Annotated in this window: 27 protein-coding genes; 14 read left to right on the forward strand and 13 right to left on the reverse strand. The window is 65.1% G+C overall.

The genetic code is table 11. The features are described 5' to 3' along the window. Positions 1-48 precede the first annotated feature (48 nt). From mvaD to CRO01_RS00160, 3 genes are all read right to left on the reverse strand, one after another. The gene (mvaD, locus tag CRO01_RS00150; RefSeq protein ID WP_097007102.1) at positions 49-1,032 is read right to left on the reverse strand and encodes a phosphomevalonate decarboxylase MvaD; all 984 of its coding nucleotides are present in this window, start codon (positions 1,030-1,032) and stop codon (positions 49-51) included. A 114-nt stretch (positions 1,033-1,146) separates the two neighbouring features. Next, positions 1,147-1,440: a hypothetical protein gene (locus CRO01_RS00155; RefSeq protein ID WP_097007103.1), complete on the reverse strand. Its 294-nt coding sequence runs from the start codon at positions 1,438-1,440 to the stop codon at positions 1,147-1,149. A gap of 13 nt (positions 1,441-1,453) precedes the next feature. Continuing rightward, positions 1,454-1,987 carry a DoxX family membrane protein gene (locus CRO01_RS00160; protein WP_097007104.1) on the reverse strand — a complete coding sequence of 178 codons (534 nt, stop codon included), beginning with the start codon at positions 1,985-1,987 and terminating at the stop codon, positions 1,454-1,456. 306 nt (positions 1,988-2,293) lie between these two features. On the opposite strand from CRO01_RS00160, the gene nth reads away from it, so the two are divergent. Beyond that, on the forward strand, positions 2,294-2,977 hold the full coding sequence (gene nth / locus CRO01_RS00165; protein ID WP_097007105.1) for an endonuclease III: 684 nt from the start codon (positions 2,294-2,296) through the stop codon (positions 2,975-2,977). A gap of 111 nt (positions 2,978-3,088) precedes the next feature. Beyond that, entirely contained in the window at positions 3,089-3,361 is a 273-nt protein-coding gene (locus CRO01_RS00170) for a hypothetical protein (RefSeq protein WP_097007106.1), read from the forward strand. 26 nt (positions 3,362-3,387) lie between these two features. Here CRO01_RS00170 and CRO01_RS00175 read toward each other — a convergent pair whose 3' ends face one another. Next, positions 3,388-3,882, reverse strand: a complete 495-nt coding sequence (locus tag CRO01_RS00175) for a DUF7321 family protein (RefSeq protein ID WP_097007107.1) — start codon at positions 3,880-3,882, stop codon at positions 3,388-3,390. Positions 3,883-4,041: 159 nt separating this feature from the next. Between CRO01_RS00175 and CRO01_RS00180 the strand changes: the two genes are divergently transcribed. The 8 genes from CRO01_RS00180 to CRO01_RS00215 are packed head-to-tail and all read left to right on the forward strand — an operon-like array spanning position 4,042 to position 9,053. Continuing rightward, positions 4,042-4,896, forward strand: coding sequence for a DUF7319 domain-containing protein (locus tag CRO01_RS00180; protein ID WP_097007108.1), 855 nt, complete (start codon positions 4,042-4,044; stop codon positions 4,894-4,896). Between the two features lie 59 nt (positions 4,897-4,955). Then, on the forward strand, positions 4,956-5,618 hold the full coding sequence (locus CRO01_RS00185; RefSeq protein ID WP_097007109.1) for a plastocyanin/azurin family copper-binding protein: 663 nt from the start codon (positions 4,956-4,958) through the stop codon (positions 5,616-5,618). 3 nt (positions 5,619-5,621) lie between these two features. Continuing rightward, positions 5,622-6,017 (forward strand): DUF7318 family protein, encoded by a 396-nt coding sequence (locus CRO01_RS00190; RefSeq protein WP_097007110.1) that lies wholly within the window; start codon positions 5,622-5,624, stop codon positions 6,015-6,017. A 1-nt stretch (position 6,018) separates the two neighbouring features. Continuing rightward, a complete protein-coding gene (locus tag CRO01_RS00195; RefSeq protein ID WP_097007111.1) occupies positions 6,019-6,882 on the forward strand; it encodes a cytochrome B in 864 nt (287 codons plus the stop codon). A 2-nt stretch (positions 6,883-6,884) separates the two neighbouring features. Then, positions 6,885-7,691 carry a cytochrome b gene (locus tag CRO01_RS00200; protein ID WP_097007112.1) on the forward strand — a complete coding sequence of 269 codons (807 nt, stop codon included), beginning with the start codon at positions 6,885-6,887 and terminating at the stop codon, positions 7,689-7,691. 4 nt (positions 7,692-7,695) lie between these two features. Beyond that, on the forward strand, positions 7,696-8,469 hold the full coding sequence (locus tag CRO01_RS00205; protein ID WP_097007113.1) for a cytochrome B: 774 nt from the start codon (positions 7,696-7,698) through the stop codon (positions 8,467-8,469). A 7-nt stretch (positions 8,470-8,476) separates the two neighbouring features. After that, positions 8,477-8,791: a DUF7315 family membrane protein gene (locus CRO01_RS00210; protein WP_097007114.1), complete on the forward strand. Its 315-nt coding sequence runs from the start codon at positions 8,477-8,479 to the stop codon at positions 8,789-8,791. After that, a complete protein-coding gene (locus tag CRO01_RS00215; protein ID WP_097007115.1) occupies positions 8,784-9,053 on the forward strand; it encodes a DUF7314 family protein in 270 nt (89 codons plus the stop codon). The genes CRO01_RS00210 and CRO01_RS00215 overlap by 8 nt, the downstream gene beginning before the upstream one ends. A 385-nt stretch (positions 9,054-9,438) precedes the next feature. On the opposite strand, the gene CRO01_RS00220 is transcribed toward CRO01_RS00215, so the two are convergent. Both CRO01_RS00220 and CRO01_RS00225 read right to left on the reverse strand, forming a co-directional pair. After that, complete coding sequence (locus tag CRO01_RS00220; RefSeq protein ID WP_097007116.1) at positions 9,439-9,879, reverse strand: DUF7313 family protein; 441 nt, start codon at positions 9,877-9,879, stop codon at positions 9,439-9,441. Positions 9,880-9,959: 80 nt separating this feature from the next. Further along, on the reverse strand, positions 9,960-10,712 hold the full coding sequence (locus tag CRO01_RS00225; RefSeq protein WP_097007117.1) for an NAD(+)/NADH kinase: 753 nt from the start codon (positions 10,710-10,712) through the stop codon (positions 9,960-9,962). 105 nt (positions 10,713-10,817) lie between these two features. On the opposite strand from CRO01_RS00225, the gene CRO01_RS00230 reads away from it, so the two are divergent. Continuing rightward, a complete protein-coding gene (locus CRO01_RS00230) occupies positions 10,818-11,450 on the forward strand; it encodes a plastocyanin/azurin family copper-binding protein (RefSeq protein WP_097007118.1) in 633 nt (210 codons plus the stop codon). A gap of 66 nt (positions 11,451-11,516) precedes the next feature. Here the strand turns inward: CRO01_RS00230 and CRO01_RS00235 are convergent, their stop codons facing one another. From CRO01_RS00235 to coxB, 3 genes are all read right to left on the reverse strand, one after another. Continuing rightward, positions 11,517-13,382, reverse strand: a complete 1,866-nt coding sequence (locus tag CRO01_RS00235; protein WP_097007119.1) for a cytochrome c oxidase subunit I — start codon at positions 13,380-13,382, stop codon at positions 11,517-11,519. A 100-nt stretch (positions 13,383-13,482) separates the two neighbouring features. Next, the gene (locus CRO01_RS00240) at positions 13,483-13,926 is read right to left on the reverse strand and encodes a DUF6789 family protein (protein ID WP_097007120.1); all 444 of its coding nucleotides are present in this window, start codon (positions 13,924-13,926) and stop codon (positions 13,483-13,485) included. Further along, entirely contained in the window at positions 13,923-14,711 is a 789-nt protein-coding gene (gene coxB / locus CRO01_RS00245) for a cytochrome c oxidase subunit II (RefSeq protein ID WP_097007121.1), read from the reverse strand. Before coxB ends, CRO01_RS00240 begins: the two co-directional genes overlap by 4 nt. A 127-nt stretch (positions 14,712-14,838) precedes the next feature. Between coxB and CRO01_RS00250 the strand changes: the two genes are divergently transcribed. Both CRO01_RS00250 and CRO01_RS16975 read left to right on the forward strand, forming a co-directional pair. Further along, on the forward strand, positions 14,839-15,063 hold the full coding sequence (locus CRO01_RS00250) for a DUF6684 family protein (protein ID WP_097007122.1): 225 nt from the start codon (positions 14,839-14,841) through the stop codon (positions 15,061-15,063). A 198-nt stretch (positions 15,064-15,261) separates the two neighbouring features. Then, complete coding sequence (locus CRO01_RS16975; protein ID WP_259370002.1) at positions 15,262-15,387, forward strand: hypothetical protein; 126 nt, start codon at positions 15,262-15,264, stop codon at positions 15,385-15,387. 1 nt (position 15,388) lies between these two features. Here the strand turns inward: CRO01_RS16975 and CRO01_RS00255 are convergent, their stop codons facing one another. Next, entirely contained in the window at positions 15,389-15,910 is a 522-nt protein-coding gene (locus tag CRO01_RS00255) for a DUF6789 family protein (RefSeq protein ID WP_097007123.1), read from the reverse strand. A 143-nt stretch (positions 15,911-16,053) separates the two neighbouring features. On the opposite strand from CRO01_RS00255, the gene CRO01_RS00260 reads away from it, so the two are divergent. Continuing rightward, entirely contained in the window at positions 16,054-16,884 is an 831-nt protein-coding gene (locus CRO01_RS00260) for a cytochrome c oxidase subunit 3 (RefSeq protein WP_097007124.1), read from the forward strand. A 41-nt stretch (positions 16,885-16,925) separates the two neighbouring features. On the opposite strand, the gene CRO01_RS16410 is transcribed toward CRO01_RS00260, so the two are convergent. The 3 genes from CRO01_RS16410 to trkA all read right to left on the reverse strand — a co-directional run bounded on the left by CRO01_RS16410 (position 16,926) and on the right by trkA (position 20,015). After that, positions 16,926-17,072 carry a hypothetical protein gene (locus CRO01_RS16410; RefSeq protein WP_179747355.1) on the reverse strand — a complete coding sequence of 49 codons (147 nt, stop codon included), beginning with the start codon at positions 17,070-17,072 and terminating at the stop codon, positions 16,926-16,928. Between the two features lie 73 nt (positions 17,073-17,145). Further along, a complete protein-coding gene (locus tag CRO01_RS00265; RefSeq protein WP_097007125.1) occupies positions 17,146-18,681 on the reverse strand; it encodes a TrkH family potassium uptake protein in 1,536 nt (511 codons plus the stop codon). Beyond that, a complete protein-coding gene (trkA, locus tag CRO01_RS00270) occupies positions 18,678-20,015 on the reverse strand; it encodes a Trk system potassium transporter TrkA (protein ID WP_097007126.1) in 1,338 nt (445 codons plus the stop codon). The genes CRO01_RS00265 and trkA overlap by 4 nt, the downstream gene beginning before the upstream one ends. Positions 20,016-20,071 lie beyond the last annotated feature (56 nt).

The raw sequence follows: 20,071 nt of genomic DNA on the forward strand, positions 1-20,071 counted from the left end.
GCGAGGAAAAGTACGCGGGGGGAAACGGGAGTTTCGGTGAAGAGACGATCAGAACAGCGCTTCGTCCTCGTCGAGGATCTGTGCCGGGCCGCCGACCTCCCAGATCGCCGTGTCGACGCCGCAGTTGCCGACGACCTCCGCGACGCGCTCGGCGTGCTCGTCGGTCGTGTTGACGTAGACGCTCGCGCCGGTGTCCGTCGAGAAGTACACCGGGATGTCCTCTTCGTCGCGGAGTTTGCGGACGGCGTCGAAGATCTTCAGCGTGGCGGGCTTCCAGTACACCCAGCCTGCGGGGCCGGTCATCGTCGTCGCCGCCAGCGACAGCGAGTCGTGCTCGGCCAGCTCGAAGGTGCTCTCGAAGTCGTCGTTCCGAAGCGAGTCGCGCATCGACTGGATCTGCTCGTGCATGTGGGCCATCCGGGCCTGGAACATGTGGCTGTCGGCGGCTTCCTCGTGGGCCTGCTCGGTCTCCTTGTAGGCCGGGACCAGTCCGACCACGATCTTCAGGTCGTCGTCCAGTCCCGTCTCGATGCGTTCCGAACGGCAGTCGTCGTCGTTCATCCCGGCGTAGAGATGCGAGTACGCGCCGGTGACGGCTCGCGCGGCCGACGACGACCCGCGTCGGGCGATCGTCGAGATTTCGGGACGCGACCAGTCGAGTTCGGCAGCTTCGGCGAGCGCCATCGCCGCCGCGGCAAAGCCCGAGGACGAGGAGCCCAGCCCGACGTTCGTCGGGAAGCTGTTCTCGCTTTCCAGCCGGACGCCGTACACCGAGTGAGCGGCATCCGAGACCGAGCGCACGTACTCGACGACCTGCTCGACGCGTTCGGCCGCTCGGCCCTCCAACTCTTCGCCGTCGACGACGTACACGTCCTCCTCGCGGTCGAACTCGAACTCGACGGTCGTTTTGGTGTGGCTCGGTGCCGTGCAGACGCTGATGCTGTCGTGGTAGGGAAGCCGCAACTGCTCGTCGCGCATCCCGTGGTACTTCACGAGCCCCTGGATCGGGTGGGCCTTCGCGGTGGCTTTCATACCACCAAGGCGTAGTGATTCGCGCTTAAATGTGCCGGATGCCGTAGTTCGCACGCAAAAGCAGTCCGCAACCGTTAGTCGTCGAGGCGATCGACGAGCGATCTCTCGGCCGGCCTATCGGGGCTGGCCGGTACCGGTGCCCTCAACGGCACCTCCCGTTCCCGGCGCGATGCCGAGCTTGTAGCCCGCGTAGGCCAGCCAGACCAGCAGGCCCAGCAGCACCAGCCCGGTGCGCAGTTCGACCGGGATCAGCGGCGTCGCAACGGTCGTTCCCTCCTCGACGACCGGTGCGGGCGGCGCGTCCGCGAAGGTGTTGATCAGCCCGAGGACGACGACCCCGAGGACGATCGGGATGCCGCCGCCGAGCATGGCGATTCTGTCGGCCGTGGTGAGTTCGGTGTCGGTCATTGTCGTGCCCTCCTCAGATCAGGTATCGCACCCATGCGTTGTTCTTGGCGAACTCGGTCTCGACGAGCCAGCCGTCGATGCCCAGCACGCGTCCGGCGGCGAACACGACCATCGTCACGAACAACAGCAGACCCATCAGGTCGCCGTTGACGAAGCCGTGGCCGAAGCCGGCGTTCCCGATGTAGAAGAACACCATCAGGAACGTCCCGAAGAACGCGGCCAGTCGGGTCAGGCAGCCCACCATGAGCCCCAGCCCGATCAGCGTCTCGCCCATCGGGATCATCAGGTTCGGGAGCCACGCGGCGTTCTGGGCGAACCAGTTGGTGATCGGGTGGATGAGCGTCCCCTCGGTGGCGTACTGCATCCATCCGGTGGCGTCCATCATCAGGCCGCCGCCCATCAGTTTCGTGATCCCGGCGTGGAACATCCAGTACCCCGTGATCACTCGGAGCATCGCTACCCAGTAGCCGCCCCAGCCGCCATCGACGTCGAGTGCGAGTCCGCGACCGAACAGATCGGCCCCGGCGCGCTCAGTGTTGGTTGCCATCTGTGTCACCTCACAGGTACAGATTGTGCAGACATACACCTAAAACCGGAAACTGGTTCCCAGTTCGTGAAAATGGTCGCTACGACGGGCTAAGCGGGCGCTTTTCTCTCGGTGCAGTCTGACACCGAGCCGAGGCCATCGCTGGGCGTCCACGAGGACGAGGTGTGCGGTGTCCGCGCTCGTGTCAGTCTATTTTTACAGTTGCCTTGTGCGTTGCCACCTTCGTATGGCTACTCCCGATCACGTTCGGGACGCGGAATGACCGGAACCGAACCGCTGAAACCACCGCGGTCGCAGTGCTGTGGTATGGGAACACCGCTTGAGCCACGCACCGCGCAGGCCGAGGAAGTCGTCGACCGCTTGCTCGAAGAGTACCCAGACAGCACCATTTCGCTGCGGTACTCCAGTCGCCTCGAGTTGCTGATCGCAGTGATCCTCTCGGCCCAATGTACCGACGAGCGAGTCAATTCGGAGACCGAACACCTCTTCGAGAAGTACGACGGTGCCGAGGACTACGCCGAGGTCGACGAGGAAGAACTCGCCGAGGACCTGAACTCGATCACCTACTACAACAGCAAGGCCGGCTACATCAAGACCTCGTGTCAGATGATCGTCGACGAGCACGACGGCGAGGTTCCCGATACGATGGACGAACTCACCGAACTGCAGGGTGTGGGCCGCAAGACTGCCAACGTCGTCCTCCAGCACGGCCACGACGTCGTCGAGGGAATCGTCGTCGACACGCACGTCCAGCGTATCTCCCAGCGACTCGGCCTGACCGAAGAGGAGCGTCCCGAAGCCATCGAACCGGAGCTCATGGAGATCGTCCCCGACCAGCACTGGCAGCAGTTCACCCACCTGCTGATCGACCACGGGCGCGCGACCTGCACGGCGCGTAACCCCGACTGTGCCGACTGCGTGCTCGCGGACATCTGTCCCTCCGAGAAAGGCGACGCCGAAGTCGATCTCGCAAGCGGCGAGGCGTGGTGACGCCGCGGGCTCCGCGGCAGTCGGTTGTTATCTGACGAACTAGTTCGCATGGGCGTCACCGCGCGCCCAACTTCTTTCAGTGTGGCCGCCAAACCCCATCCCGGAAGGACAATGTCCGACCACAACTCGGAGGCCGACCACGTCGACGAGGACGACCCGCACGAACCGGATGTCGACCTCGATCATGCCGAAGACGAGGCCGACGGCGAACCACAGCAGGCCCGCGAGGACGACGAACTGACCGAGGAAGAACGCGAGGCCCGCCGGGCGGCAGACGAGGAGGCAGCCGAGGCAGAACGCGAGCGCGCCGACGAGCGCGAGGACGACGCTCGCCAGCAGGAGAATCCCGACAATCACCGCGACGAGCCGCCCTTCGAGAGCTAACGTCGGCGTCGCCTCGCAATCGTTTTTCAGGGTAGATACCGCGCCAGCATCAGATATCGGAACGCGAACCGAATGATGCCGACGAGATACGCCAACACCCAAAACAGCAGGTAGCCGGCGACGCCGATGCGGAGACGCCACCGCCACGCGCCCATGTGTTCGTGGAGGTCGTTGATCTCGATGTCCTCGTCCGGATCGCGATAGAGGTCCGACCGGCGCTTGACCTGAAAGATGCGAACGATCCCCGTCAGCGCCACCAGCAACAGCGAGTACGCCTGCAGCCCGAAGAACATGTGGACCGCCAGCATCGGTCCCCACTGGTCGAACGCGCGCGGGATCATCCAAACGACCATCGGCACCGTCGTGAGCGCGAGCCCTGCACCGATGAATTTCAAGTGGTGAGTCAGCACGTCCCACGTCACCGTCTCGGCTTCGATGATGATCCACGCGCCGTACAGGTACAGCGGGAAGCTGGCGGTCACCAGCACCACGACGATCGCCGCGGTGAGCATCTCGGCCATCGACGGAGGTTAGGACGACCGGTGGTTAAAGCACGCGATACGTTCGCGTACCGTCGAGCCGGTCGCACGGGCGATGCGCTTGTCTTGACATTCACACCGGCTCAGTTAGCGGCCGGCAACCGTCACGCTAACGGGGACTGCGTGCGTACACTCGACCCAATGAGCGAATCCTCCGACGAGCGCGCCGGCGACGATCGCCCGGAATCGGAGTCCACAGCGGCGTCTCCGGACGAGTCAGTCGACCGCTCGGTCGAGGAGCTGCGCGCTGAAGTCGAGGACAAGTACGACTTCGACAACTTCGGTCCCGCGGACATGGCCGAGATGTCGGCCGACGAGTGGGACGTTGCGTTCGACCACGATAGCTGGATCACCGGCGAGGAGCTGCTCGACAAGATCGAGCAAGATCTGAAGCGCCGCATCGCCGAGCGAGATGTCTTCGCGGTCGTCGAGCGCGTCCGGCACGGCGACGACGAGCTGTTGATCGCGTACTCGGATTCGGACTACGCGCTGATCTACCCGGACGGCACCGTCGAGGGTGCCGGGACGGTGCTTCGTGACGTGCAACCGACCGTGGCGCTGTGCTCGATGGACGAGTACGAACCCGACCCAGCGCCGGAAGCCGATTTCCTACTGCCGTCCCCGGACGACATCCCCGAGCAGAGCAACGAGCGGGGCAACCTGATGCTCCAGATCATCGCGGCCGCCCAACTGCTCGCTGGCGTCGGATTGATCGGCGTTTCGCTGTACTACGCCGCTTTCGGCGGTGCCCAGCCGGGGACCTCGATGGTCACGGGCGTCGCCGGGCTCGGCTTCATCGGAATTGCCGTCTTCTTGTTCATGACGGTCGCTAACGCCCGGCTGTCCGACCGGTTCCGAACAGAGGAGTTCCGCGAGCGACTCCGTTCGATCGGGCTGGAGGACGGCGAACGCCCCGAGTTCCTCCCCGTCGACGCGACGGACGACGGCGACCTCGTGTTCGCGCCCGTCGAGCGCGACGACGAGGCCGCTGAATAGCCAGTTCCCGACCACGTCATCGGTGGGTTTAAGCAAACTCACTCCTGATCTTGTCCTGTATGAACAGGCGGGACTTTATGAAGACGGCCAGCGGCGTTTCCGCCGCCGCAGCGGCCGCAGGGGCCGCGGGTTCGTCCGCCGCGGCTCAGGACGCGCCAGCCCTCCAGCAAGAGGGCAACGGATCCGGCGGCAACGCCTCCGGTAACGCGTCCGGCGGCGGCAACCAGTCCGGCAATCAGTCGGGTGGCGGCGGCACGACCCACGAGGTTATCGTGGGTCCCGGTGGAGATCTCGTGTTCGATCCGGCCGAGGTCACGATCGCGCCGGGCGACACCGTCGTCTGGACCTGGGACTCCGACAACCACAACATCGCCCCGACGAGCGTTCCGGGTGAAGCGGAGTGGGAGGGTTACCCCGAGATTTCCGGCCCTGGTACGGAGTACAGTCACACGTTCGAGACCACCGGCACGTACGAGTACGTCTGCCAGCCCCACGCGGCCTCCGGCATGGAGGGGTCGGTCGTCGTTCAGGAGGGCGGCGGTGGCGGCGGGGGCGGTGGCGCGGCCGCCGAATTCGATCCGCACAACCTCGGCGTCCCAATTCAGAAACACTACATCGGTGCGGCCACCTTCCTCGCCATCTTCGCCACGTTCGGCTTTACGTTCTACCTGCTGAAGTACGGCGAGTCGGCCAACACCAGCTACCCCAACAAGAAGAGCTAATCCATGTCATCCACTGGAAGCACCTACGGCGACATTCACCGCTACGAGCCGCCCCGTGAGAGCACGGCGGCGGCCATCGCCATCGTCCTGCTGACGATTATCGAGATTGTCTTCGTCGGGCTGTTCGCGTACGGTCTCGCACGGGGCTGGGCGGCCGGCCCGGCAGGCGAGCCCGCGAACATGTTCCTCGGGACGATTCTGGGACTCATCTTCATCGACCTTGCGTTCATCCTCGCGCTGTACCGCAAGGAGTTCCTCCCGGACGTCATGATCGTCAAGAAGCGGCGTCGCAAGTGGGAGGACCTCTACATCCGTGAGGAGGACGCCGACGGCGAGGAACTCGGCGGCAACGCGGTCGAGCAGCTCAAACGAGCAGTGTACCCATACTACAAGAGATAATATGACAGACAGTGACAAATATCCGGTCGAATCGGATCGTCGGCGTTTCGTCAAGGGCGTCGTCGGCAGCGCCGCGCTGTCGGGCGTCGGCATCACTTCCGCGGTGACCGCCGACAGCCTGACGACGCCGCCGGGCGCCGGTGGGGGCCCAACGCAGTACATGGGCATCGAGCGCGTCGGCGGCCCGGCGCCGCGCGGGATGCCACAGATCCCCATCGAAATCGACGACGACGGCGCCCTTCGTGGCGTCTGGCCCGAGGTCGAGACGGAGACGACCGCGACCGGCCAAGAGATTCAGGTTGCCGAGACCGAAATCGCCGGCACGACCTACTCGACGACGTGGTACCAGTACTGTGGTTCCCAGACGAGTCCGGCGGTCGAACCGGACTCGGATCGGGACAACTACTTCCGGTACTCCAGTGCGTCGAACTACGACTGGCAGGGCGAATTCTCGGGTGGCGACAAGGTCATGGTCAGCCACTTCGACGACTACGAGCAGTTCGGCACCGGCGTCGGTGATGCCGGGCTCGGCAAGCCAGCACAGGCGACGTGGCGTTCCCAAGACCTCGAACCCCGCGACACTCTCGGCGTCCAGATCATCCGGAGCACGGCGATCGAGGAGGCTGCACAGGACGACGAGTGGCTCTCGGAGACGACCGCAGAGGGCTTTATCGCCTACTTCAACTCCTGTACGCACTACTGCTGTGTCCCCGGCTTCCAGATGCACGCCGGCTCTGCGGGGTACGGCGCCGAGAACCTGAGCTACTGTAACTGCCACCAGTCGGTGTACGATCCGTTCACGGTGCTCCAACAGCAGTTCGTCGCGCTACCGCGTCCGTCTGACACCGTCGGAGGGCAGGGATAACAATGAGTCTCGAAAAGAAAGACGACTTCGACCACGACGAGTGGCTCGACACGAAGGACCTCTCGACGGTCGAGAAGTCGTATCTCGTCGTGCTGATGTGGCTCGACAAGCGGCTTCGAATCGTCGACTACCTCGAACTGCTGGAGGACATGTACTACAAGATCAACCTCCAGATGCCAAAGAGCCACACCGAACAGTACGACCTCGACAACAAGTTCTGGTACTGGTACCCGCTGTACTCGCTCGGGTCGCTATCTATCGTCGCGTACGTCGTGCTTGCGATAACGGGCGCGTTGCTCGGCTTCTACTACGCGCCGGGGACGATCACGGCAGAGGGTGCCGACTACGCGCTGGCCTACGACCAGATGCTGTTCATCTTGGCGGAGCTCAACTTCGGGTACATGATCCGGAGCATCCACCGCTGGGCGGCGCAGTTCATGATCGCCGCGGTGTTCCTCCACATGCTGCGCGTCTACTTCACGGGCGCGTACAAGGAACCCCGAGAGCTCAACTGGCTGCTCGGCGTCCTCCTGATCTTGCTGCTGTTGCTGTTTGGTTACAGCGGCTACCTCCTGCCGTGGAACCAGCTGGCGCTGTGGGCCGGTACTATCGGCATCGAGATGGCCCGATCGGTCCCGCTGGTCGGTAGCTGGGCCGCACAGCTGATCTTCGGCGGCTTCGCGCTCGGACAGCCGACGCTGATGCGAATGTACATCATCCACGTGTTCCTGATGCCGTTCGTCGTGACCGCGCTGATCGCGCTCCACGTCGGCATCGTGTGGATGCAAGGCATCGCCGAACCCCACTGATACCATGACCGACGACAACGAACCCCGAACTGACGGTAGCGGCACAGGAATCGTCCCGCCGGACGACGAGACGCCAACGTGGCGCGAGCGCAAAGAGCGAACGCTCGGGCTCTCGCAACTGACCTACGAGTACTTCGAGCGGGCTCGCCGGGAGGACCAAGACCTCAGACAGGAGTCCGACTACGTCGAGCGCGACGTGCTCGGATTCCCCGCTTGGCCCCACGAGACGATCCGCAACCTTGCGATTGTCAGTTTCTTCGTCGGGATAATGATCTTCCTCGCGGCGACGCTCCCGCCCCACCTCGGCGGCGCCGCAGACCCCAGCTCGACGCCCTCGGTCATCCAGCCCGACTGGTATCTGTACTTCTCGTTCGGCCTGCTCAAAACCAATCCGCTCAACCCCGAGCTTGCGATTCTGGGCGGACAGAAGCTGATGTCCGACAGCGTCTTCGGCGTCGCCATCCACGCCCCGATCATCGGCCTGATCGCGTTCGTGCCGTTCCTCAACAAGGGTAGCGCACGCCGCCCCGTCGAGGAGCCGTTCTGGGCTGCGCTCGGCATGACCGGTGTCATCCTCTCGTTCACCCTGACGCTACTGGCGCAGTACAACCTGTTCGCCAGCCAGATGCCGCTCGTCACGACGGGGATGTTCTTCGACCTCTCGTTCATTCTCCCCGCCGTGGCCGGCATCATCACCTACGCCGTCCTCAAGGCGATGCAAGAAGGGTACATGTACAACCTGAACCGACGCTACTACCGGCTGCGACCGCCGCGGTAGCTCCCTGATGTCCCGTTCCGACGACGACACTCGGACCGTCTCGCTTCGCCGGGACGTTCCCGTTCCGATGGCCGTTTACAAGGTCGTGATGGTGTTTTCGATGCTGATAGCGATCGTGCTGGTGGTCGGTGGGTTCAGCCTCGTCGACAGCGCCACCGATCGCGGCACGGCCGACCCCGACGATGTCGACCCGGTGCTTGCGCTCGCTGGCGTGGGGCTGGTCGCGACTGGCGCGGTTGTCTACGTGTTCTCGACGCGCTTCAGGGCTGAAGAAATGGAAAACGCTAAAGACGCCGACGACGAACCTTCAGATAATGGCTGACGAATTTGCCAAGGGATTCACGATCTTCAGCGCAGCGGGGATGCTCTGGATGATCCTCGCCGCCTGGTATCGCACGCCGGAGTTCGATGGCCCGCAGCTCACGGCGCCCGTACCGGAGAATCCGGGGACCTACGACGCGATCGGCATCATCATCATGGACGCCATGGTCGCACTGATGATTCTCGGTCCGATCACGTTCTGGTTCCTGATTCCTGCCTACCAGCAGGCCAAGACCGCCTACGCCGACCGCAACGCCGAGTAGCTCGGTTCCGCTGTTCTTCTCGCCTCTCCGTTCTTTGCGTTCAGAGTGACGCTTTTCGGTCCCGACTCGTTCGGTGATCTGGCCTCCCTCCTTCCCCGGCAAATCGCCTTGGCGGTTCCGACCTACGTGCCCGCCAATCAGCCCTGAGTCCGCGACACGACTGTGCTTGCTGAAACACGCACATCACTCGTGTTTGCGTCTGGCTGACTCGCGCGCGGTTGTGCGCCACAGCCCCCACAACGTGTACACTGGATTCCGCCAGCGCGGCATCAACAGCCCTGCCGATGCACTCAGCTTTGCGGCGACAACCCGCTTAGCGGTTCAGAAGAAAAACGAACGGCCGCGTACCAGCTTCAAAAACGAGGAGTCCGAACCTCCGAACCGGTTAGACGATGCTCGACCAGAATGCCGTCTGCTCGATCAGCACGAAGACGCTCTGGAACAGTGCGTAGGCTAGCACCAGCGTCCACGCCGCCAGCGCACCCTTGGGACGCTGTAGGGGATCTTCTCTGCGCGCCTCGACTTTGCGTGCCTCGAACTCGAAGAAGTCCGTCACGAACACACCCAGCGCGAGGACGCTCAGGATCGTCCCGGCGTGGAGCGTGATCGTCGTGAAGTAGAACGCGCCCAGTACGAGCAACACGTTCGACACGTCGTGGGGCAGGTAACGGTCGAGCGCCTCGGCGCCGCCGTCCTGATACTGATCGACGTAGTGTCGCTGCGCTAGGAAGCGCGTCACCGCGTTGACGAGCACCAGCACGAGGAACACGTACTCGACGTACGGCAACAGCAGATCCAGCGGGCCGAACATCGTATCCGGATTCATACTCGACAGTCTGTGGTTAGCACATTAGTGTTTTTCCAATTGCTCCCCCGATCGGCCGGTCAGGTCGCCCCCGAGCGCGCTTAGGGCCAGTGGGATCGACTGTGTGGGCCGACCAACACCGAGAGGCTGCCGTCGACGGTCACCGATACCGGCGTCTTCGGCGAGACGGCGCGCACGCGCCGGTCGTCGACGAGCAATTCGACCGGCCCCTCGTCGCGCTCGACAGTCAGCTCGACGCCGTCGGCGGGATCGACGACCCAGTGGTCGTGGGCCGTGGCGAACGGGGCGACGGGCACCGCGGCGAGGCCGGTTCCGGGTGCGAGCACCGGGCCGCCCGCCGACGCCGCGTAGCCTGCCGATCCCGCGGGCGTCGCCAGCGTCACGCCGTCCGCCCGGAAGCGCGCGATTCGATCGTCGCCGGACCGGATCGCGTATTCGGATATTTTGGCCGGCTCGCTCGTCACCAGCATCACGTCGAGGACGGCGCGGCGCACGCGCTCGCCGTCGACGGCGACTGCCAATACCGTGCGCTCGCGGGGCGCGTAGTCGCCGTCGATGGCAGCCTCGATTGCGGCGTCGAGCGCGCTCGCCGGAATCGAGTGTACGCCGCGTCCGGCATCGACCGGCAGGATCGGGGCGTCGACCGCCTCGCGGGCCAGTTTCAGCACCGCTGCTTCGCCACGCGCGACGATGGCGTCCAGCGACCGCTCGGCCAACGTCGGCGCGTCCCCGACGACGGCGTCGGCGCCTGCGGCCTCGACGATCGCCGAAGCAGGCCGACCGGCACGTCCGTCGGCGTCGTCCGACTCGTCGAGGATCCCGATCGCGTCCATGCCCGCTGGGTATGGGGCGTGACACAAAAGACTGCGTGATTCGCGCGCGCGCTCTCGCCGGCGCGAACCAAAGTATTCAGTACCCGCCAGCGCCAAGCCCCGCGCATGGCAACACACGACGGCAGCGACGACGTCTCCCGTCGCTCTTTCCTTCGGGCGGCGACGGGCTCGGCCGTAGCCGCCGGCGCCGCGAGTTCGGCGGCGAGCGCACAGGAGGGCGGCAATCAGTCGGGCGGCGGAAACCAGTCCGGTGGCGGCAATCAGTCGGGCGGTGGGAACCAATCCGGCGGTGGCACCGGTGGCGGCGGCAAGACGTGGGAGGTCGTCGTGGGGCCGGGCGGCGACCTCGTGTTCGACCCCGCCGAGCGCGTCATCGCGCCCGGCGACACCGTCCACTGGACGTGGGACTCGGACAACCACAACATCGCGCCCGGAAGCACTCCCGAGGGCGCCGAGTGGGAGGGTCATCCCGAAATCGCAAATACGGGGACAGAGTACAGCCACACGTTCGAGACGACGGGGACGTTCGAGTACGTCTGCCAGCCCCACGCCAGCTCCGGCATGGAGGGATCGGTCGTCGTGCAGGAGGGCGGCCCCGAGACCAGTAGCGGTCCGACCGGACCGGTCGTTCCGAAGAACGCGCTCAGCCTCGCGGTCGGGACGATGGGCGCGATGCTCTCGACGCTGGCGCTGGCGTACTTCTTCATCAAGTACGGCGGCTACGAAGACCAAGAGTAGTCCCGATCGACGCCGCTGACTCGATTCGAACCGGTCGGTCGCCGTTTTCGCGGTCGGGAATCCGATTCATCTGTCTCCTTCTTGATCACCGTCTTCCTCTTGGATCCCCGATCGGGACGCTGAATCTCCGCCGACTGCGTCTCGGCGTCCGTCCGCCTCCTGCTGTTCGGCTTCCTCCAGTCGCTTCTCGAACCACTGCCATTCGCGGGTGAACTGCCCGGTTTCCTTGAGGTTCCACACGTCGGCGTCTCTGACGACCGGCCCGACGCGCGCGGATTGGACCATGTTGATCACCCAGAGGACGACGCCGACGCCGAGGGTGTACGCCCCGATCGACGCGATCTGCTGGAGCGGCGTGAACTCCGGGGGGTAGAATCCATAGCGTCGCGGGAGCCCCTCGTAGCCCAGCAGCAACATCGGCATGAACGTGACGAAGGTCCCGACGATGATCAACAGCACCTGCACTTTGGCGAGGCGTCGGTTGTACATCCGGCCGGTCAGGATGGGGAACCAGTAGTAGCTCGCGGCCATCATCGCCAGCGGGATGATCCCGACGACGATGAAGTGGAAGTGCCCGACGACGTGGTACGTGTCGTGCAAGACGAGATCGACCGGGATCGACGCCAGAAAGACGCCAGTGATCCCGCCGATGACGAACGTGCTGAGGCTGCCGATCAGGCACAGCATCGGCGCGGTCAGGCGTATCCGGCCGTTCCACAGCGTTGCGATCCAGTTGAACTCCTTGACAGCGCTCGGAATGGCGATCGCCAGCGAGACCGCCATGAAGCTGGCCCGCAGCCCCGGCGACATCCCGGTCGCAAACATGTGATGCGCCCAGACGCCGAAGGACAGCACCCCGATGGCGATCGTCGAGTAGACGATGAACTGGAACCCGAACAGCCGCCGCCCGGCGAACTTCGGCAGCACGAGGCTGATGATGCCGAAGGCCGGAAGCACGAGGATGTACACTTCGGGGTGGCCGAAGAACCAGAACAGATGTTGCCACAGCAGCGGGCCGCCGCCCGGTTCGACGAAAAACGTCGTGCCGAAGCTCCGGTCGGCCAGCAGCATCAACAACGCGCTGCCCAGCAGCGGAAAGGCAAACAGGATGATCCCGCTGGTGACGAGGATGTTCCACGAGAAGATATCCAGCCGGTTCCAGCCCACGTCCTCGCTGCGCTCGGTGAACACGGTGACGATGAAGTTGATCGCCCCCATCGTCGTCGCGACGCCACTGAGATGCAGGCCAAGTAGTGCGACGGTGACCTGCGGATTTGCCATTTGAACCGACAGCGGCGTGTACAGCGTCCACCCGGTGGCGATCGGTTCCAGCGCGAACAGCGCCGCGGCGTCGATCGGGAGCGGCGCGAGCATCCGGCCGAGGAGATCCGTCAGCAGGCCACCCCGGACCATCGCCAGCGACGGCGGGAGCAGCCAGAACGCGATGGCGTTGATCCGCGGGAACGCGAGATCGTCGGCGCCGAGAAACAGCGGCAGAAAGTAGTTAGCGATGCCGAAAAACACCGGCGTGACGAAGAAAAACAACATCGTGAACCCGTGAGTCGTGAAAATCGCGTTGTACGTCTCCGTGGTCCAGACCGTCGACTCGGGCGTCAGCAACTCGGTTCGGATCATCATCCCGTCTGTCGAGCCCCACAGTCCGGCGAGCGTCCCGAACAGGATGTACAGCACGCCGATATCCTTGTGATCGACCGTCGTGAGCCACCGGAGTATACCGGTGGGTTTTCCGTGGGCTGTCAGGCCGATGACCGGCGAGCCGTACCCCCCGTCGGCTGCCGTTTTCCCGTCTCGCTGCGCTCGGTCGGCGCCGGCGCCCCGACCACCGCCGAGCCGTTCGCCCAAGAACCGGGCGCCAGCTAGCGCCGACAGTACACACCCCGCGATCACGAGTCCGGATACGCTATCGAACATTGCTCCCTCGAAATCCCCCGTGTCGGAGCCTTCGACCGACTCCGGCTAAAGGGCTTTATCGAACGCCTGACAGTATCGCAGACGCGCCGGCTCCGACCAGTCAATCGGCGCGCGGCGTCGCGTCGGCTCCGGGACGGTTCAGCAGGCGTCCGTAGACCGCTCCGAGCGTGAAGCCGTACCCCCAGTGGGCCAACAGCGTGAACGCCGCGTAGATGACCAGCAGCGAGCCGCTGATCTCGCCGCGACCGGTGATGACGAACGCGACCCAGAGTACGGTTCCGAGCACGACGCCGCGACTCGCCGGATCGGGCCCGCGCGGAATGTACGGTTCGAGCGCAACGAACAGTAGCGGCCACGCGACGACGCCGGCGATCGTAAACAGCACGAACCCCACTGCCTGATTCTCGGGCGTCCCGACGAACCGAGCGATCACCTCGAACACCGGAATCGCCGAGCGCGTCTCCGTTTCGAGCAGCAACAGCAACAACAGCAACACCGTCGTCCCGGCGACGCCGCCCGCGATCGCGCTCGCCGGCCTGTTCATGGCCGGATCGGGTGGTTTCTGTTGTTCGCGGTGGTGTTGCCGCTCGTCCCGTTTTGTCGGTCGAGCCAGCGCTGGTACTCGTCCTGTTCGACGACGCGCAGCGTCGATCCCATCCCCGCGTGTCCGACGCCGCAGAACTCGGCACAGTACAGCCGATACTGTCCCCTCTCTCCGACCCGCGTCCGGATGAGGTTGTACTGGTTCGGGAAGGCGTCCTGCTTGAGCCCGAGTTCAGGGACGTGGACCGAGTGGAGCGTATCCTCGGAGGTGACGTAGAGATACAGCGTCCGATTTCTGGGCACGACCAGCTCCTCGTCGGCAGTGACGCCGCTGTCCGGGTACTCGTAGGTGTAGTTCCACTGCTCGGCGACAATTTCGACGACGACGGCGTCTGCCGGCGCGCCTTCGGGCGGCCCCACGTCGGTCGTCTCCTGTCCGCTCAGGTCGGGAACGGCCGCCACGTACGGGCTGGTCAGCACGGCGAACGACGCCGCACCGACGAACAGCAACACGAGCGCGGTCGCCACGGTCCAGGTGATCTCCAGATCCCGATTCGTCCGCGTGGGCTCGGGCTCGTCGTTGCCGTGGAACCGCCAGATGGTGTACAGCAGGATAAACTCGACCAGCACGGCGATCGGGACGGCGATGTACAGCAGCCGCCGATTGAGCCCGCGGATGAGCTCCTCGGTGATCGACTCCGGCGCCGCCGCGACGGGCGTCGCGGCGACGATCGTCACAACGACAACGGCGACGGCGGCGCTTGCGATCCGGCGCGCTCGAACCATCCTATGTGGACATCCACAAATCGGGGAATAAGCGTTCGCCCGGCACCGACACGTCCCCACGCCCGCCTCGAACGGCACACCCCTTCCGCGACCAAGGACTATACGCTGGGCCGTCGATACGCCGACTATGCTGGAGTGGGTACGCCGGGAGACGCTGCTGGACGTTTCGATCAACGTCATTCCAGTCGTGATCCTGCTGTTGCTGGATCTGCTCTTCATCTTCCTCTATCCGTGGCAGCGCGGCACGCTGTCGGAACTACTCACGCACCTGCTGACGCTGTTCCCGATCATCGTCCTCGCGTTTGCGACGTATCAGGCCGCGCGCGCGATCGAACTTGATGCTGCGGAGTAAAACTCGGCGAGCCCTGCTTCGGCGTCGCCTCGCCGAGACGCTGCCGCTCCCGAGGACGCCGCAGAGTGAACTCTGCGAGCCCTGCTTCGGCGTCGCCTCAGCAGGACGCCGAAGCGCAGGGCGCTTCGAGCCCCCGCTCGACTCCGTCTCGCGCGGACGCCCCCTCGATTGACGGCGTCGCGCGTGCAACGTCTACTCATGCAGCTCCCGTCGGTGTACACGCCCGAAGGGTCGTTCGCGTACCTGCTGGTCGTGCTCGGTGCGACGCTCGTGACGGCGGTCACGTATCTCGTTGTGTACGCGGGCGCGAGCCTGCCGCCCTGACTCAGATCGTGTGTTCGGGGATATATGCGAGTCGCTCCATGACCGCGCCGAGCGCGTAGCCGTACACCCAGTGGCCCGCCAGCGAGAGCGCGGCGAACAGGACGACGTTGCGCGGTCCCGGCCGGTAGGCGATGACGAAGCCGGTCCACATGATCGTCGCAAAGACGATCCCGCGTGCCGCCCGCGGCTCCCGCGGCGGGAGGAAGGCGCCGGCGACGGTGAACAGCAGCGGGAGCGCGATGACTCCGCCGGCGAGAAACACCGCGAGGCCGAGCAGCAGGCTCGGCTGGACGCCGATGACGCGCCCGAGGTCGGTCACGCTGACCAGCGGATCGGCCTCGAACAGACCGAGCAACGCCGGTAGGCCGAGCAGTACGGGCGTCATCGCAATCAGCCCGGCCAGCCCGCCGGCGAAGGCCGACAGCACGACTCGCGCGTTGATGTCGAGGCGCGCCTCCAAGTCCTCTATATCCCCCGGAACCGTCGGTTGCGTGAGGTCCGGTCGCTCGTCGGGGGTGCTCATCGTCCTGAGCTACGGCGTCACAGCGTAAAATCACCACGGGCGGTTCGGAGCCGTTCGGTCCGGGACGGACGCGTCGGCGTCGTGCCCGACTGCCGATTCCGTCCGGTCGAAGGTACTTTTCGGAGGACGTTGAATCATCGAGCATGACCGAGTCCGAGGAGTCCGAGCACCGCGGCCCGGCGATCGAGGACTGGCCGCCCGGGTTCGGCGAGGCGAGTTGGTGGCCGATCGTGACCGGCGCCGGCGCGGCCGGCATCTACGCCGGCGTCGCGCTGTTTCTCCTCGCGGGCACTGCAGCCGCGCTCGCCCCTCCGGCGGTCGGCCTCGGGCTGGCAGTCGGCGGCCTGCTTGCCTTTCTCGGCGGACTGTACGGCTGGGTGTATCACGCGTTCGTCCGGAACTACTGGGAGCGCGCCGCGGGCCACGGTCTGGCGCTCGAGTGGGGGATGTTCGTGTTCATCATGACCGACGTGATGACGTTCTCCGCGGGATTCATTTACTACTTCTTCGTCAGGTCCGGGTCGTGGCCGCCGGCGGAACTGCCGCCGCTTTTGACCTCGATCGTGTTCGTCAACACTGTCCTCCTGCTCGTCAGCAGCCTCACGTTGCACGCGGCCCATACCGCGATTCGTCGGGGAAATCGTCGTCGATTTCTCGCGTGGCTCGCCGCGACCGTGCTGCTCGGTCTCGCCTTCGTCGGCGGTCAGATTTTCGAATACTACGAGTTCCTCGTCGTCGAGGGCGCCCCGGTGACGACGGTCTTTTTCAGCGCCTTCTTCGGGCTGACCGGACTGCACGGTCTCCACGTCGTCCTCGGCGTGGTCGTGCTGACGACCGTCCTCGTGCGCGCCCTGCGCGGGCAGTTCGACGCGGAGCGCCACACCGCGGTCGCGACGGCGTCGATGTACTGGCACTTCGTCGACGCGGTGTGGGTGTTTCTGGTCGTCACTCTGTACGTCGGCGCCGTCGCGTGACCGGTGGCGCCGATGGAGGACTGGCCGCCGCGCGGTTGCGTTCAGACCTCGAACGCGCCGATCTCTCCGGACCCGCACTCCAGACAGCGGTCGGCGTCAGACGGCGTCTTCGTACCGCAGACCCGGCACTCGTAGACAGTGTCGGTCCCGGCGTCGAACAGCGACCGCACGCGATCTAGCAACGGCATCTTGGAGTTTCTCGCCGCCCCTATCGACATAAACTTTCGTGTTCGCCCGCGCTCGATGTCGCCGCGGCGTCAATCAGGACCGCCAGAACGCCCGCGTCAGTAGGACGAGCACCGGGAATATCTCCAGCCGACCGATCCACATCAGCCCGACCATCAGCAGCCTCGAGGACCAGGGGAACTGGAGGTAGTTGCCCATCGGGCCGACCATGCCCAGCCCCGGGCCGATGTTCCCGAGCGTGGCCGCGGTGGCCGTCACCAGCCCGATGACCTCGATCCCGATTCCGCCGACGCGTGCGGCGTCGACCGCCAACAGTAGCGTCCCGACGAGAAACACCACGAAGTACAGCAGCGTGAATGTGTAGATCCCCCGCACTGCGTTCTCGTCAAGGGAGCGGCCGGCCAGCCGAACCGGTCGGACCGCTTCGGGATGGACGGTCGTAAACAGCTCCCGGCGGATCGACTTGAGAATCACGAGCCAGCGGATCATCTTGATGCCGCCGCCGGTCGAGCCGGCAGAGCCGCCTAAGAACATCGCAAACACGAGCACGTACTGGGCCGGCGGGCTCCAGACGTCGAAGTTCATACTGGCGTAGCCCGTCGTCGTGACGATCGAGACGATCTGGAAGGCGGCGTGGCGAATCGAGGGCTCGACCAGCCCCGCGACGCGCCCGACGTTTTCGGCGTCGACGAGCGCGTTGTCGACGAACAGCAGGACGCTGACGATCGCGCTCAGCGACGCCAGACAGCCCGCGTAGAAACGGACCTCGCTGTCCTCGACCGCCTCGCGCCAGTCACCGGTCAGCACGTGCCAGAACAGCACGAAGTTCGTCCCGGCGACGACCATAAACGGGATGATCGCCCACTGGACCGCCCACGAGAACGCCTCGATGCTGCGGGCCTGCGGGGAGAACCCGCCCGTCGGCATCGTCGTGAACGTGTGCGCGATCGCGCCGTAGGCCGTCATCTCGGGCGCCAGCCCCGAGACGCCGAGCAGGTACAGCAGGACGGCCTGTGCGACCGAGAAGCCGATGTACGCGAGCCAGAGTGCGCGCGCCGTCTCGGCGATCTGGGGAGTCAACTTCTCGATGCCGGGGCCGGGCGCTTCGGCCTCCATGAGCTGGGCGCCACCGACCGACAGTTCGGTGAGAATCGCCACCGCGAGGACGACGATGCCCATTCCACCGAGCCACTGGGTGAGCTGGCGCCACATCATCAGCTCCCTGGAGTGGGCGTCGACGGAGATGTCTCTCATGACTGTCGCTCCGGTCGTCGTGAAGCCGCTCATGCTCTCGAACAGGGCGTTGACCGGGCTGGCGACCGTTCCGGATCCGGCGAGTACGTAGGGTGCCGCCCCGACGACGGCGACGAGAAGCCACGTCAGCCCGACCATTAGGAACGCCTCTCTCGGGCCGGGATCCTCAGCGGGACCGACCCGCTCTAAGAGCGCGCCCGCGGTGACGGTACCGGCCATCGTCGCAACGAACACCAGCAGGTCCTGCTGGGAGTAGAGCAAAGAGACGGCGATCGGCACCAGAAACGCGACCGAGAGGTACTTCAGAATCCGCCCGGTGAGGCTCACGCTGGCCCGCCAGTCGACGCGGACCCTCATATTTTGTCGAGCACGTCGTCGAGGATCTCAGTGGCAAGAAACACCACGACGTGATCGCCCGCCTGAACGTGCGTGTCGCCTCGTGGCGTGATGTGCTCGCCGTTGCGGGTGATCGCGCCGACGACGACGCATTCGGGTAGTTCCGACATCGCTTCTTGGATCGACTGGCCGACCAGCAGGCTCTCACGGTCGACCTCGAACTCGACGACCTCCGCGAGGTCGCTTTCGAGCATCGCCACGTTTTCGGCCTCGCCCTCGCGGGTGAATCGGGTGATCTCCTCGGCGGTCTCCTCGCGGGGGTTGACCGCGATGTCGACGCCGACGGCCTCGAACAGTTCGATGTAGTCGGGCGATTCGACGATCGCGACCGTTCGATCGACGCCCTGTCGTTCCGCCAGCAGCGAGACGAGCAGGTTCTTCTGATCGTTCTCCAAGGTCGAGATCAGCAGGTCGGCTTCGCCGACGTGTTCGCGCGCGAGGAAATCGGTGTCCGTCGCGTCGCTTTGCATCACAGTCGTCTTTGGCAACTCCTCGGCAAGCTCGCGGGCCCGATCGGGGTCCTGTTCGATCAGGCGCGGTTTCAGTCCGTGATCCTCGAATATCCGGGCGGCCTGATAGCCGATGTCGCTGCCGCCGACGATCACGATCTCGTCGGTGCCGTCGCGGGCGTCGGCGGGGTAGAGTTGGGTCGCAAACTCCTGTACGCTTTCGGGACTCCCGATCACGACGAGGCGATCGCCGGCCCTGATTCGCGTGTTGCCGCGGGGGATCGTCACCTCGCCGTCACGGAATATCGCGGCGAACGTCAACGAGTCGAACCGGTCGGCTTCCTGCACCGTATCGCCGGCAACTGGGCTTTCGGCTTCGATCTCGAACTCGCCCATCCGGACCGCACCGCCGGCGAACGCATCGGCGTCGTGCGCGCCGGGGAGACCGGCAATCTGTACGATCGCGTGCGCGGTCAGCAGGTCGCTGCCGACCATGAAGTCGACGCCGAAGGCCGTCGTGGTGCGACGCCACGTGTCGAGTAGATTCGTCTTCTTGACGCGGGCGATCGTGAACGCCTCGGAGACGGTCTTGGCCGTCCCGCAGGCGACGAGGTTCGTTTCGTCGTCGTCGGTGCTTGCGATGACGATGTCGGCGTCTTCGACGCCAGCCTCTTCGAGCACGTCCAGCGACGTTCCGTCACCGGTGATCGAGAGCACGTCGAGCGAGTAGGTCAACTCCTCGACGACCTCGGGGTCGCGTTCGATGACGACGACTTCGTTGGAGTCGGCGAGGTTGGAGGCGATGCTGCGCCCGACCTCACCGGCACCGATGACGATCACGCGCACGCGGAGCCCACCATATGATTACCGGCAATTCTGCAGGGGGGAATAAGTGTATTTCC

Source organism: Natronoarchaeum philippinense, from assembly GCF_900215575.1.
GTDB lineage: Archaea > Halobacteriota > Halobacteria > Halobacteriales > Natronoarchaeaceae > Natronoarchaeum > Natronoarchaeum philippinense.